The sequence below is a fragment of the Arthrobacter sp. NPDC093125 genome (assembly GCF_044754225.1).
Taxonomy (GTDB): Bacteria; Actinomycetota; Actinomycetes; order Actinomycetales; family Micrococcaceae; genus Arthrobacter.
Window position 1 is genome coordinate 281,227 of the sequence record NZ_JBIVOQ010000002.1, and the last position, 14,376, is coordinate 295,602.

At 63.6% G+C, this 14,376-nt stretch carries 10 protein-coding genes; 3 read left to right on the forward strand and 7 right to left on the reverse strand.

Annotation, left to right across the window (positions count from 1 at the left end; genetic code table 11):
* Positions 1-27: 27 nt before the first annotated feature.
* Genes ACIP9X_RS05815 through ACIP9X_RS05825 form a run of 3 tightly spaced genes read right to left on the reverse strand, consistent with a single transcriptional unit; the run spans position 28 to position 6,894 of the window.
* On the reverse strand, positions 28-4,881 hold the full coding sequence (locus ACIP9X_RS05815; protein WP_400478780.1) for an NAD-glutamate dehydrogenase: 4,854 nt from the start codon (positions 4,879-4,881) through the stop codon (positions 28-30).
* A gap of 58 nt (positions 4,882-4,939) precedes the next feature.
* Entirely contained in the window at positions 4,940-6,253 is a 1,314-nt protein-coding gene (locus ACIP9X_RS05820; RefSeq protein WP_400478781.1) for a CpaE family protein, read from the reverse strand.
* Entirely contained in the window at positions 6,250-6,894 is a 645-nt protein-coding gene (locus ACIP9X_RS05825) for an SAF domain-containing protein (RefSeq protein ID WP_400478782.1), read from the reverse strand. The genes ACIP9X_RS05820 and ACIP9X_RS05825 overlap by 4 nt, the downstream gene beginning before the upstream one ends.
* 153 nt (positions 6,895-7,047) lie before the next feature.
* On the opposite strand from ACIP9X_RS05825, the gene ACIP9X_RS05830 reads away from it, so the two are divergent.
* Positions 7,048-7,263: a helix-turn-helix domain-containing protein gene (locus tag ACIP9X_RS05830; RefSeq protein WP_015937610.1), complete on the forward strand. Its 216-nt coding sequence runs from the start codon at positions 7,048-7,050 to the stop codon at positions 7,261-7,263.
* Between the two features lie 19 nt (positions 7,264-7,282).
* On the opposite strand, the gene ACIP9X_RS05835 is transcribed toward ACIP9X_RS05830, so the two are convergent.
* A complete protein-coding gene (locus ACIP9X_RS05835; protein ID WP_400478783.1) occupies positions 7,283-7,894 on the reverse strand; it encodes a hypothetical protein in 612 nt (203 codons plus the stop codon).
* A gap of 257 nt (positions 7,895-8,151) precedes the next feature.
* Here ACIP9X_RS05835 and ACIP9X_RS05840 point away from each other — a divergent pair, with 257 nt between their 5' ends.
* Both ACIP9X_RS05840 and ACIP9X_RS05845 read left to right on the forward strand, forming a co-directional pair.
* Positions 8,152-8,829, forward strand: a complete 678-nt coding sequence (locus tag ACIP9X_RS05840) for a LysM peptidoglycan-binding domain-containing protein (RefSeq protein WP_400478784.1) — start codon at positions 8,152-8,154, stop codon at positions 8,827-8,829.
* A 106-nt stretch (positions 8,830-8,935) separates the two neighbouring features.
* Positions 8,936-9,394, forward strand: a complete 459-nt coding sequence (locus ACIP9X_RS05845) for an Rv3235 family protein (RefSeq protein WP_400478785.1) — start codon at positions 8,936-8,938, stop codon at positions 9,392-9,394.
* A 134-nt stretch (positions 9,395-9,528) separates the two neighbouring features.
* Here the strand turns inward: ACIP9X_RS05845 and secA are convergent, their stop codons facing one another.
* The 3 genes from secA to hpf form a co-directional block, all read right to left on the reverse strand.
* On the reverse strand, positions 9,529-12,273 hold the full coding sequence (gene secA, locus ACIP9X_RS05850; protein ID WP_400478786.1) for a preprotein translocase subunit SecA: 2,745 nt from the start codon (positions 12,271-12,273) through the stop codon (positions 9,529-9,531).
* Positions 12,274-12,357: 84 nt separating this feature from the next.
* Entirely contained in the window at positions 12,358-13,584 is a 1,227-nt protein-coding gene (locus ACIP9X_RS05855) for a winged helix-turn-helix domain-containing protein (protein ID WP_400478787.1), read from the reverse strand.
* 29 nt (positions 13,585-13,613) lie between these two features.
* Positions 13,614-14,339, reverse strand: a complete 726-nt coding sequence (gene hpf, locus ACIP9X_RS05860; RefSeq protein ID WP_400478788.1) for a ribosome hibernation-promoting factor, HPF/YfiA family — start codon at positions 14,337-14,339, stop codon at positions 13,614-13,616.
* Positions 14,340-14,376 lie beyond the last annotated feature (37 nt).

A 14,376-nucleotide genomic window follows, 5' to 3' on the forward strand; every position in this document is an offset into this window, starting at 1 on the left:
CAGATAACGACGCCGGGACGGGCTGTCCTAGCGTCGGACGATTGACCTCAAGAGCCTCAATGCTACCGACAGCGAGGCCATGTCGTCGGCCTCGAGTGCGTTCACCTCGTCGAACATGCTCTTGGCGCGGCCCAGCTGCTCCGCGTTAAGGACCTCCCACGCCTTCAGGCGTTCGTCTGCCGGCAGCCCGGCGGCTGTCGACTCCAGTACCGCCGTCGTTATGTCCGACACCGTCGAGTAGAGGTCATCCCGCAGAGCTGCCCGGGCGAGCGCCTGCCACCTGTCCTTGCGGGGCAGTGCGGTGATCCGCTCCAGCAGGGAATCGGCATGGAAGCGGTTGAACACGGTGTAGAAGACGTGCGCGATCTCCTCCACGGGCTCCTTGCGCGCGTGGGCGACCTTCGCAATGTCCAGCAGCACGAAGCTCTCAAAGAGCTCCGCCCAGCGATGGGCCAGATCTTCGGGCAGCTCCCAGGACCGCGCCTTTTCGAGCCAGGCGGCCACCCGTGCCCTGTCGTCACCGCGCAGGTAATCCAGGAGCCGGGCCCTCATCGGGTCCATGAGCGGCTTGAACTCGGCGACAATGTCCGCAATCGGCCGGGACGCACGGCCCTGTCCCAGAAGCCAGCGCACGGCGCGGTCGAGAAGCCGCCGGATGTCCAGGTGCACTGCGCTCCAGTGTTCAGTGGGGAACGACGCCGGAAGGTCGTTGAGCTCGGAAATCATGATCTCCAGCTCGTACACCTCACGCAGGGCAACGAACGCCTTGGCTACCGCCACTTCACTAGCCGACGTTTCTTCCATGGTCCGGAAAGCGAAGGTAATGCCGCCCATGTTGACCATGTCGTTTGCGACGACCGTTGCAATGATCTCGCGCCGCAGCGGATGGGTGTCCAGCTCGGCGTCGAACCGCTCCCGCAACTGCTGCGGGAAATACTCCCTGAGCGTCCGCCGGAACCATGGGTCGTCAGCGAGATCACTGTCGCGCAGGGCTGTGGCGAGCTCGATCTTGGCATAGGCAGCGAGGACGGACAGCTCCGGTGATGTCAGGCCCTGTCCTTGCTCAAGACGTTCGCGAAGGACCTGGTTCGACGGAAGCGCCTCCAGCTCGCGGTCCAGGTCTGCCGACTTTTCCAGCCAGTCCATCAGCCTTTCGTAGCTGGGGCTCCATTCGGCCACCCGCTGGCGGTCGTTGAGCAGGAGGATGTTCTGGTCGATGTTGTCTTCCAGCACGAGCCGGGCGACTTCATCGGTCATCGACGCGAGGAACTCCGGGCGCTCGGCGGGATCAAGTTTCCCGGCCGCGACCATCCGGTCCACGAAGATCTTGATGTTGACCTCGTGGTCCGAGCAGTCCACACCCGCCGAGTTGTCGATGGCGTCCGTGTTGAGGATGACGCCTTGCAGGGCTGCCTCGATACGGCCGCGCTGGGTCATCCCCAGGTTGCCGCCCTCGCCCACCACTTTTACGCGCAGGTCCCGGCCATCGACACGGATGGCGTCGTTCGCCTTGTCCCCGACCATGGCGTGAGTCTCTGTGCTGGCCTTCACGTAGGTGCCGATACCGCCGTTGTAGAGCAGGTCGGCAGGAGCGAGCAGGATGGCGCGCAACAGTTCGGGCGGGCTGAGCTGGGTAATCTCCTGCGACAGACCGAGGGCCGCTCGAACCTGCGGGGATACGGGAACTGACTTGGCCTGGCGGGGGTAGACCCCGCCTCCTTCGCTGATGAGCGACTTGTCGTAGTCGTCCCAGGAGGACCTGGGAAGCTCGAACAGCCGCTGGCGCTCAGTGTAGGAGGCCGCTTCATCCGGGTTGGGATCGAGGAAAATGTGCCGGTGATCAAAAGCGGCGACGAGCCGGATGTGCTTGGACAACAGCATGCCGTTGCCGAAGACATCGCCGGACATGTCACCCACACCGACTACAGTGAACGGATCGGACTGGGTGTCAAGGTCCAGTTCGCTGAAATGGCGCTTGACGGATTCCCACGCCCCCCTCGCCGTGATCCCCATAGCCTTGTGGTCGTAGCCAACAGAACCGCCGGAGGCGAAGGCGTCGCCCAGCCAGAAGCCGTATTCTGCCGCCAGCCCGTTCGCCATGTCGGAGAAGGTTGCCGTACCTTTATCGGCCGCCACCACGAGGTAAGCGTCGTCGTCGTCGTGCCTTACAACCTTGTCCGGCACAACGAGCCGTTCGCCGTCAGCCTCGGTCACGAGATTGTCCGTGACGTCGAGCAGTCCTCGAATGAAGGTCTTGTAGCTTTCGATGCCCTCGGCCATCCATGCGGCCCGGTCCGTGGCGGGATCAGGCAGCCGCTTGGCGAAGAAGCCGCCTTTGGCGCCGGTGGGAACGATGACGGCATTCTTGACTGTCTGTGCCTTGACCAGCCCCAGGATCTCAGTGCGGAAGTCCTCGCGGCGGTCGGACCAGCGGAGACCGCCCCTGGCCACCTTGCCGAACCTCAGGTGCACTCCCTCAACCCGCGGAGAGTAGACCCAAATTTCGAACATGGGCCGCGGGAAGGGCAGGCCGTTGATGCCTGCCGGGTTCAGCTTGAAGCTGACGTAGGACTTGTCCTGGTAAAAGTTGGTGCGCAGCGTCGATTCGATCAGGTTGCCGAAGGTCCGCAGGATCCTGTCTGCGTCCAGGGTTGCGACACCTTCGATGGCTGCAGCCAGTTCCGCCTGCACCTTTTCCTGGCGTTCGGCCCGTTCCAGCTCGGTCAGGGCCGGGTCGAACCGTGCCTCGAAGAGCGCGCTGAGGCCCTTGGTGACGGAGGGGTTGGCCAGGAGGGTGTCTGCGATGAACCCGAATGAATTCGTGTTCCCCATCTGGCGCATGTACTTCGCGTAGGCACGGAGGACGATAATACGGCGCCAGTCCATTCCTTCCCGAAGGACGAGCCGGTCGAAGCTGTCGGATTCGACCGCCCCGGACACGGCCGCGCCGAATGCGTCCGCCAGCAGTTGACCGGTGGAGAGCGGGTCCACGCCTGCCGGATATTTCAGGCCGAGGTCGTACAGGAAGAAGTCGCGGTTGTCGGCCGTTTCGATCTCAAACGGCCGCTCGTCCAGCACCTCGAGTCCCAGATTGTGGAAGTAGGGAAGGATCTGGCTGAGGCTCTTGGGCTCCAGCATGTAGAGCTTGACGCGGGCATCCTCTTCGAGCGTTGCCCCCGCACCCTCAGGAAGATAAACATGGACGCCGGGGCGTTCCTGCTTGGCTCCTTCGCTCCGCTCGGCAGCAGCGCCATACTTCTCAAACCGCTCGATGTCCTCCAATGCGTCTTCAACCTCGTAGTCCACCCGGTAGCTGGCGGGAAAGGCCTCCGCCCAAATGTCGGCGAGTTCCTTGGAGCCGTCCCCGTTGCTGCGGTCGCGCAGGACTTCGCTGATACCTTCGCCCCAGGACCGGGTCGCACGGACAAGGCGCTTTTCCAGGTCCTCGGTGTTGACGTGGCTCACGTCGGCGCCCTTTGGCAGCCGGATCCGGAAGAAGAGGCGGGCGAGCGCCGACTCCGTCATCCGCGCCTCGTAGTCAATGGACTCGGCCTGGAAGGTCTCGCGGAGTTCCTGCTCAATCCGCAGCCGGACGTTGGTGGTGTAGCGGTCACGCGGCAGGTACACGACGGCGGACATGAACCGCCCGTAGATGTCAGGCCGCAGAAACAGGCGTGTGCGGCGGCGCTCCTGGAGCCTTTGAATGCCGGTTGCCGTCGCGGCAAGGTCAGCGACCTCGATCTGGAAGAGCTCGTCGCGCGGGTACGTTTCGAGGATGCCGAGCAGGTCCTTGCCCGAGTGGGAGTCCGGCGGGAATCCAGCGCCCCGGAGAACAGCTGCGACCTTCTCCCGCACGATGGGGATGTCCCGGACTGAACCCGTGTAGGCGCTGGTGGCAAAAAGGCCGATGAAGCGCTGTTCGCCGTTGACGTTGCCTTCCGCATCGAAGCTTTTTACACCGATGTAGTCGAAGTAGGCGGGCCGGTGCACTGTGGAGCGCGAGTTGGCTTTGGTGATGACCAGGGCTTTTTTCTCCCGCGCCTTGCGCCGGCCGGCGTCGGTCAGGTGCTGGACATGGGCCGTGTCCCGCTGGGTACGCAGCAGGCCGAGCCCGCTGCCCTCCCGAAGTTCGAGGACGTCTTCCCCTGCCTCGTTAACGAGGTCATATTCGCGGTAGCCGAGGAACGTGAAGTTCCCTTCATCCAGCCACCGGAGCAGGTCCTGGGCCTGACGCAGCTCGGCGATCTGGGAGGAGTTGGCAATCTTGTCCAGGCTGTCGGCGATCTGGCGGGCCTTGCTGCGCATTCTCGGCCAGTCTTCGACGGCGGCCCGGACGTCGCCGAGCACCCTCTCCAGCCCTTCAACCAGGCGCCGCTTCGCCTCTTCGCTGGCGCGGCCGATTTCGACCGCGATCCAGGATTCCATGTGCGTGCTGTTGTCACCTTGTGCGATGAGGTGGGAGAGGCTGGGCAGCGCGGCGGTGTCACCGCTGGAAATCCCGACGCTCGCTGGAACCCTGTCCACTTTCACGAGGTCATGGGTACTGCGGTTACGCGTGACCACAAACATGGGGTGCAGCACGAGGTGAATGGCGAAGTTCTGCCGCACGAGCTCGGCGTTGACGGAGTCCACGAGGAAGGGCATGTCATCCGTGACGATGTACACCGCGCTCTGGTCTGCTTCATCAACAATCGAGATTTTCGCAGTCCCGGGCTGGCGGTTCGATGCTACCTGCCGGTGCGTCTCGGCCCGGAGCTTCAAAACTTCGCGCGGGTATGCTCGCGCGTCCTCTTCAGCAAGGTGCTCGTAGTAGTCCGCGAAGAAGCCCCCTTCGGCTCCGATAGAACGGGACTTATCCTCCACGCTGGACCCAGACGACATGAACAAACGCCTCCATCACACAGTTCGCGGCCGCACCGTTGCAGCCTTAAACGTGAGCCTAGCCCCTTATTCTGCGCTTTGCTGTGGGGGTAAGGACAGAAGAACGGCGATTTCGCTGGTCACGTGCACAAACCAAATCGGCGATTCCTGCCCTTAGCCGTGAATCCGGGGCAGCTTCCAGGAGGAGGGTGCCCGACAACAGGGCGGCATCAGCTGCCCCGGGGTCAGCAGGAAGGAACGCTGTGATGGCTGTGGCCGGCCCGAAGCGTTCCCACGCTTCACGAAGCTGCCGCTCAGGTGAGCGCCCTACTGCTGAAGCACGCACCTTGTTCAGAACGATCTCCGGCTTGAGGCCGGGCACGGCCGCGTGGAGTTCAGCGAGTCCGCGGACCAGCCGAGGAACACCGATGGAGTCCGCGGATCCGACGGCGAAGACTTTGTCCGCCAACTCCAGGCTCCTGAGCGTGGCCGCGTTTCGCCTGGGGGCCATGGTGTCGAAGCTGAGTTCCTCGTCAGCCTCGAGACAGAATCCGGTGTCCACGACCACCACCTCGGCCACCTCCTTGGCCCGCTCGAGCACGAGCGCCAGGGCCGAGGCCCGAAGTTCGGTCCAGCGGTCTGCCCGCGTAATTCCGGTCAGAACGCGGAACGTTCCTGACTTCATGGCAACCGGCACCGCCACCCGAAGCAAGGACTCTGTGTCCAGGAGCCCCTGGTCGGCCAGCCTGCAGGCCTGCGCCAGGCCGGCGGCCTCGTCTAAGAGTCCCAGAACCGCTCCGACGCTTGCGCCGTAGCTGTCAGCGTCAATGAGGAGGACAGATTTTCCCTCATTAGCCAGTTCGCCGGCCATGTTCACGGCCATCAGCGTTCGCCCGGGCGAGCCGGCCGGACCCCACACTGCAATAACCTGTCCCGTACCGGCAGACTCCCGCGCCTCGGCTGGCTCCGCAGGGCCGGGCCGCAGGGCGGCGCCTGTCTCGGCAAAACCGTGGTCACGCAGGCCGGAGGTGGCGGACCTGTGTCCGGAGAACTGCGCAACCGCCTCGGAGATGCGCTCTGCCAATGCCGCTGATTCCACAGAGGAGATAACGGCGGACACGCCGATGCCCTGCAGGCGTGTGGATTCCTCAGCGTTGTCCGTCAACGCAATGATTGCGACCCCGACGGCTCCCAGCCTGTCGACGAGTGAGGCTGTCAGCTCCCCGCTTCCCTCGGCGACGACCGCCGCCCGGGCGAGCCCGCTTTGGCAGGCTGCCAGCAGCTCGGCCAGCTCGGCGCAGCGCCGCACCACCGTGACAGGACCGTGGAGCCTTTCAAGGCCGCCGACCAGGTCATCCTGCGCCTCGCCGACGGTGACTACCGGAATACTCACTTGGCGGCACCCCCGGGGCTCCACACCACGGAGATTTTGGCCTCATTCGCCTGGGCGCCGAGGAGTGAGGGCATCTGCTCGTCGCCCACCAGGACCATGAGCACAGTCGACTTGGCGGAACCAAGAGCCGTGGAGCCCGGCGAAACCTGGGCGATCTCCGCGCCGGGAAGCATGAGCTTCGGAGGAGCGAAACCATTCCGCGCATCCGGCATCGAAACCCATACGTCCACCAGCGTGCCGGCCACGGCCTGCTCAGGCAATGCTTCCTGCACAGTGATCGCCACAGGCTTCCGGTCCAGCGCGTCGACGCTTCCCAGACTTTCCCGGGGCAAAAGCTGGCCTTTCCCAATCCGCTGGACTGCCACCACACCCTCCGGCAGGCCTGATTCGGCAGTGATGTACCCGTGCTCCACCTCACCCAGCCGAACCTTGACGCGGCTCACGTTGTCCGGGGTCAGCTTCTCCCCCACCGCAATCGCCTCACCCGCGGCAAAAACCTCCGTTGTCTTGTCGGCGCTCCCAACAAGGGAAATGACACCGACAACTGAGGCGAGGACCAACAGCACGCCAACCAGGAGCCGCGGATCTTTCCACGAGGGCTTCTTGAGGCGGGCTCCCGTAGTCGCGGCACTGGCACTCATGCGTAATTGCTCCCCCTTGACGCTCAGGCGCCGTCGTGCGCCAGTCAAGATCATTGTTACGGCATGCGGAGCCAATGGGAAAGACACAGGGGCAAAGAACATCAAACTGTGGATAACGGCATCATTTGGCAGCTGTGATGGCAGAATTGGACTATGCCCCGTTTTCTGACCCTTGCGGACGTAGCCGAACAGCTGCAGATCAACTCTCCCGCGGCATATGCGCTGGTGCGCAGCGGGGAACTCAAGGCCATCCAGGTGGGTGGCCGCGGTCAGTGGCGCGTCGAAGAGAAAATGCTTGAACAGTACATAGAAGAGCGATACGCCGAGGCCAGCAGGATGATTCAGGAAGCCAAATCCAAGTCGGTCTGACCGCGCCTGCTCCAGCCGGCTAAAGCTCCCCTGAACGCAAAGAACGCAGTGCGCGCAAAGCGCCGAAAGGTACCGTTGCGACATCCAGGATGCCGGATGCGCGGCGGGCCTCCCCAGGCGGCGTCACAGCCAGGTCAAAAAAGTCACTCCCTACCCTGTCGATGACCCCGGGCAGCCGCTGTTCGCCCGACTCCCCCTTGGCCAACAGAACCGTCAGCGGTGCCCTGTCGCGGGCGAGGCCCCGCAGGGCGCTTGCCAGTCCGACTTTCGACCGCAGGGCCGAGGACTCCCACACAGCAATGCGGCCGATTCCGCTGTAATGGGATACGGCGGCATACGGCACCAACACCTGGTGGGCAACCTCATCGACAACAAGGCTTTCTGCACCCACATGGCTGAGGATCCCCGTGAAAGTCGAGCCTGACACGAGATGGACGCCGATAGGCCCGCCCAGTGAGCCTCTGAGCCGGTCGGCCAATCCGATGGACGCCGCATCAGCACGCGAGCGTTCAGACACCTCCGACTCAAAAACCAAAGTCTCCGCTTCCGCCAACTGCGCTTCCATGTCTTCAAACAGGGCGTTCCATCGCATGGCGCCAGCGTAGGCAACGCCGAGGTTGAGGTCAATCAAAACCAACTCCCAGGTTCTATGGACAAAGGGCGTTCGACTGAGTGAAACTGGCTCAAAGCAGTTAAACCTTATCAAACTGCATCAAACAGCATCAAAGAGACCAAGAAAGACGGGCTGTCATGCGTACAATCCCTTCCCGGCCGGTCAGAGCAGATGCAGCGATGGCATCCCTCATCCTTGGGCTTGGTTGTTTTCTTACGGTCGCCGGGACGGGTCTCGTGGACCGCTGGCAGCGTTCAGCCTTACAAAGACAGTCGTTGTCCTTCGAGGATCTTCTGGGCGCCGTTGCCGTAGCAGCTGGCCTGCTCATCGTGGTCTGGTGGGTGTTGTGCTTCGCAGCTGCCTTGGCGGCGGCCATGTTTGAAAGGGCGGGCCGGCGGCGCGCCGCTGCTGCGAGCGGCCGGTTCAGCCCCGCGTTTATGCGGCGTCTGGCTCTCGCCATCCTGGGAGTCCAGCTCATTGGCGCACCACTGGCCCAAGCGGACAGCCGGCCCGTGCCAGGCGGACTCGGTCACGGCTCTGTTGCCGTCGCTGCCGCCTGGACCCCAGTCGAAGGTATGCCCCGGCCCGAGCCCGCGCAACAGCCAGGCGGCGAGGGGAACCCCCGCAGTGCCGACCGGCATGCCGGCTCTACAGTCCAGCAGCTGCCGGGTCATTCGGATCTGCAGCCGCAATGGCAGCCTCCGCCACCGGCCGCAGCACCCGGACCTGTGGTGTCCGCGCAGCTCAGGGCTGCACGTGAACCGCAGGCCTGCCAGGAATTGGTCGTCAGGTCAGGTGACACCTTGTGGACGATCGCCGCCAGGCATCTTGGTCCTGAGGCATCCGACGTCGACGTTGCCCTGGAATGGCCCCGCTGGTTCGAAAACAACAGAGCGGTCATCGGCAGTAACCCCGATACCCTCCTTCCCGGCCAGATCCTCAAGGCTCCCTGAGCCTGCCCGCATCCCGTTCTTCCACTCGCGCTTGCAAACTGTCAAGCATGTCGAGGCGTGTCCGAAACTCCATAACCGCAGCTCCACCCGACCAGAGGATCGAATCATGACCACAGCAATCTCAGTCCGGAGCGCGGGCACCACAGCGCGCCAAGCCGCCCCTTCCGCTCCGGGCGGCGGCAATGGAGATAAAGGCGGCAGTGGAGATAAAAGTGACGAGATGAAGGAAGTCTGCGCCATCACCCGCTCCACCGTCCAGGCGGCCATCGAAGTCCTCGCCGGAACCAGGCCGATTAATCAGCTGGCGCGGCGGCTGGATCAGAGGTGCCTCACAGCACTGCAGCATCGGGCCTTTTTGACGCGGCGGGAAGCCGTCCGTGCTCCCAGGAAGCTCGGAGGGCTGCACCGGAACCCCGCTGTTCGGTCGGTCCGCGCATGCGAAGTGACACCCGATATCTACGAGGCAAGCGCCGTCGTCCTCGACGAGCTGCGGGCGCGCGCCGTCGCGGTGCGGCTAGAACGAAGCAAGCAGGTCTGGCGGGTCACGGCGCTGGAAATCGGATGAACAGCACAGCTGACAAGAATGAATGAAGGACCCGGGCCGTCCGCCCGGGTCCTTCATCAGAGTCCTGCCATTGCCTTTATCGCGTCAGCCCCTGGTCCTGTCAGGGTCCTAGCCCTATCAGTGGGGGTCTGGCTTTAGCGCTTCTTCTTGCCGTCCCGGCGGTTCTGGTCCCGGCGGCTCTGCGTGGCTGCCTTGGCAGGGTTTCCTGACCGTCCCGCAGCCCGGCCCTCGACGCGGGTCTGCGTGCCGCCGCCTTCTGCGGGGGCGGTGTACTGCAGCTGCGCGGGCTTTTCCGGTGCTTCCAGCCCGGCGGCGCGGATCTGCGGCTCGTGATGCTCGGTGTGGCCACCGGCAGCGTCAGCCACTACGACGTCCTCCGCGGGGGTCACCTCGACCTCAAGGTTGAAGAGGAAGCCGACGCTCTCCTCGCGGATGGCCTCCATCATGGCCTGGAACAGGATGAAGCCCTCACGCTGGTATTCGACCAGCGGATCGCGCTGCGCCATGGCGCGAAGCCCGATTCCCTCCTTGAGGTAGTCCATCTCGTACAGGTGCTCCTGCCACTTCCGCCCGATGACGGAAAGGACAACGCGCCGCTCCAGCTCACGCATGCTTTCGGAGCCGATGGCTTCCTCGCGGGCCTGGTACACCAGCCGGGCGTCGGAAAGGATTTCTTCCCTGAGGAACTCGACCGTGATGCGTGACTTTCCGCCCGCCTCGTCGATCACATCGTGCGGTGTCACCGTGACGGGGTAGAGCGTCTTGAGGTTCGTCCACAGCTGGTCGAAGTCCCAGTCGTCGCCGTTGCCTTCAGCAGTGGCTTCATCGATGAGGGCATTGATGGTGTCCTCGAGGAAGAACTGGACCTTTTCGTGCAGGTCATCGCCCTCCAGAATCCGGCGGCGGTCACCGTAGATGGCTTCACGCTGACGGTTGAGGACGTCGTCGTACTTCAGGACGTTCTTGCGCTGTTCGGCATTGCGGCCTTCCACCTGGCCCTGGGCCGAGGCGATGGCGCGGGAGACGAGCTTGGATTCCAGTGCCACGTCATCGGGTACCGAGCTGTTCATCAGGCGCTCGGCCGCTCCGGAGTTGAACAACCGCATGAGGTCGTCAGTGAGCGAGAGGTAGAAGCGGGATTCGCCGGGGTCGCCCTGGCGGCCGGAGCGGCCGCGCAGCTGGTTGTCGATCCGGCGGGACTCGTGCCGCTCGGTGCCCAGGACGTAGAGCCCGCCCAGGTTGAGGACTTCCTCGTGCTCTTCCTTGACCGCCTGCTTGGCGGCGGCCAGGGCCTGCGGCCACGCGGCCTCGTACTCCTCGGAGTTCTCCTCCGGATCCAGCCCCTGCTTGGCGAGTTCGGCAATGGCCGTGAATTCTGCGTTGCCACCGAGCATGATGTCGGTGCCGCGGCCGGCCATGTTCGTGGCAACAGTCACTGCGCCCTTGCGGCCGGCCTGGGCAACGATGGCTGCTTCCCGCGCGTGGTTCTTGGCGTTCAGCACCTCGTGCCGGATGCCTTCCTTGGCCAGCAGCCGCGAAAGATACTCGCTCTTCTCCACGCTGGTGGTGCCGACCAGGACGGGCTGGCCTTTCTCGTGGCGCTCGGTGATGTCCTTGACGACGGCGTCGAATTTGACCACCTCGTTCTTGTAGACGAGGTCGGGCCGGTCGAGGCGCTGCATGTCCCGGTTGGTCGGGATGGCAACCACGCCCAGCTTGTAGGTGCCCATGAATTCGGCAGCTTCGGTCTCCGCCGTGCCGGTCATGCCCGAGAGCTTTCCGTACATGCGGAAGTAGTTCTGCAGCGTCACGGTGGCAAGCGTCTGGTTTTCGGCCTTGATCTCGACGCCTTCCTTGGCTTCGATGGCCTGGTGCATGCCCTCGTTGTAGCGGCGGCCAGCCAGGATACGGCCGGTGTGCTCGTCGACGATGAGGACCTCGCCGTCGAGGATCACGTAGTCCTTGTCGCGCTTGAACAGTTCCTTTGCCTTGATGGCGTTGTTGAGGAAGCCGATCAGCGGGGTATTGGCAGATTCGTAGAGGTTCTGGATCCCGAGGTAGTCCTCGACCTTTTCAATGCCGCTTTCGAGGACGCCGACGGTGCGCTTCTTTTCGTCGACCTCATAATCCTTTTCCGGCTGCAGCCGGAGCACCACCTTGGCGAATTCGCTGTACCACCTGTTGGTGTCGCCCTGGGCGGGACCGGAAATGATGAGCGGGGTACGCGCCTCGTCGATGAGGATGGAGTCCACTTCGTCAACGATCGCAAAATGGTGGCCCCGCTGGACCAGCTCCGATTTGTCCCACGCCATGTTGTCGCGCAGGTAATCGAAGCCGAATTCGTTGTTGGTTCCGTAGGTGATGTCCGCCGCGTACTGCTGGCGCCGCACTGCGGGGTCCTGGTTGGCGAGGATGCAGCCGCTGGTGAGTCCGAGGAAGCGGTAAACGCGGCCCATGAGCTCAGACTGGTATTCGGCCAAGTAGTCGTTGACCGTGACAACGTGCACGCCTTGACCGGCCAGTGCGTTCAGGTAGGCAGGAGCGGTGGCCACCAGCGTTTTTCCTTCACCGGTTTTCATTTCGGCGATATTGCCCAGGTGGAGGGCGGCCCCACCCATGAGCTGGACATCGAAGTGGCGCAGACCGAGGGTGCGGGAAGAGGCCTCGCGGACAGCAGCGAAAGCCTCGGGCAGGAGATCGTCCAGTTTTTCGCCGTCGAGATGCTGTTGCCGCAGGCGGTCGGTCTCCTCGCGCAGCTCAGCATCGGTGAATGTCTTAAACGAGTCTTCAAGGGCATTGATGGAATCGGCATAGTTCCGCAGTTGCTTCAGGGTTTTTTTGTCACCCGTGCGGAGAAGTTTTTCGATTAGTGATGCCACGTAAAGTTGCTCCCAGTCTCATACTGCCGAAATTCTGGCGTGTTCAGTCTACGGGAGAGACGCAAAGCACGTAGCCCTGTTCCCTCAGAGCGGATACTGCCCTCCTCCACCCCGGATTGCTGCCCGGACATCTGCGGCAAGGTCCCCTGCCGGGGACACCACCACCTCGTCCAGTTCCAGCCACCGGGCCATCAGCTGCAGCTCGGCGGCGAGTTCGACGGCGGTGTCCACCGGGGCGTCCGGCTCACCGAAGCACGCCTTGGCCAGGAGCTTGCTTCCGGCACGGTCAGCCTTCAGGTCGACCCTGGCCACGAGGCGGTCCCGCAGCAGGAACGGCAAAACGTAGTAGCCGAAGCGGCGTTTGGGTGCGGGGGTGTAAATCTCAATCCTGTAGCGGAAGCCGAAAAGCTCCTCCAGCCTGCGGCGTTCGAAGACCAAGGAATCGAACGGGCTGAGCAGCGCCCTGCCTGTTGCAGCCCTCGGCAGCCGGGCATCGGCGTGGCGGAACAGTTTCCGGTCCCAGCCCCGGACTGAGACCGGCTCGAGCCGGCCGCTGTCCACGAGATTCTGGACGGATACGGCTGCGGCTTTGATCGGTGTCCGGAAGTAGTCGGCAAAGCACCGCACGGTACCGATTCCATGGGCCCGGGCCGCCGCTTCGATGAGCCGGTCCAGGGCTGCCTGGGGTTCCGGCTCCGCGGTCAGGGCTGGGTCGGGCAGAACATCTTTCAGCAGCGCGTACCGGCGTTCGAACTGGTCCGTCCGGGACGCACATGAGACGGCGCCTTCTTCAAACAGGTGTTCCAGGACGCGCTTTACCGCATTCCAGTTCCAGCCCCAGTTGACGTGTTTACGGTCTTCCACGTGGCCGATGACGGCTGTCAGTTCGGCGGCCGTCAGCGGTTTACCCGGGGCCAGGGCGTCGAGTATCAGGCCGGTCACACCGGCGCGCAGGGCGGGGTCCATGGCTGAAGCTCCCACCCAGGCGCGTTTCTGCCACGCAACCAGGTCCTGGAAATGCTCGGGGCGTATGAAGCTTGCCTCATGGGCCCAATACTCCAGCATCCGCCTCGGATGGCGGCCTGCCATCTGCTGCAGAATGGCGCGGTCGTAGTTCCCGAGGCGGGAGAAGAATGGCAGGAAGTGGCTCCGTGCGAGGACATTGACCGAGTCGATCTGAACGAGCTGGATGCGGGCAAAGGTCCGGCCCACCGTCCGTGAAGTCACAGGTCCGGCGGGCCGTCCTTTGTCCAGTCCCTGGGCTGCCAGGGCGATCCGCCGGGCCTGTGACAGGCTCAGCGCTGTGCCCATGTCAGCCCTTTCCTGGTAAGGGCTCCATCCTAGGCGGTCGCTGCCGCATCATTGGAGCGGTAGGCGAGGATTTTCTCCTCGTACGTGTTCTCGCCGGGCTCGCAGTAGTGGTCCAGGGTGATGACGCCATACGTCCAGCCCCGGCGTCGGTACACAACAGAGGGCGCGTTCGTGTCCTTGTCCACGAAGAGATAGAAATCGTGCCCAATCAGTTCCATATTGTCCACGGCGTCGTCCAGAGAGAGGGAGGTAGCCGGGAAAACTTTGCGGCGGATGAGAACCGGAGAATCTCCGGCAGGAATGTCATTGTCGACGTCGTACGGCGACTTTTCAGCTGGTTCCGGAGCAGGCTGGGTGTGGTTGCTCGCTTCTACGTAGATCGGCTGGTTGGAGCTCGCCGGCTCCAGGGTTGCGGTTGCCTCGCGCACTGCCTTGGGCGTGTGCCGCCCGTGATGGACCTTCTTGCGGTCCTTCGCCCTGCGGAGCCGCTCGAGCAGCTTGTTGTAGGCGAGGTCGAACGCGGCGAACTTGTCTGCGGCGCTTGCTTCGGCACGGATCACGGGGCCTCGGCCCAGGACTGTCACTTCCACTGTGAGCTGGTCACCGGTCTGCCGTGCATTTGTTTCCTTCGAAACCTTTGCGTCGACCCTCTGGACCTTGTCCCCAAGCGATTCGATCTTCGAGATCTTCTCGCCGGCGTATTCGCGGAATCGGTCCGAGACCGTCAGATTTCGTCCGCTGATCATGAACTCCATGGTGCCCTCCAAATGACTTCGGTGACACGACGGCGGC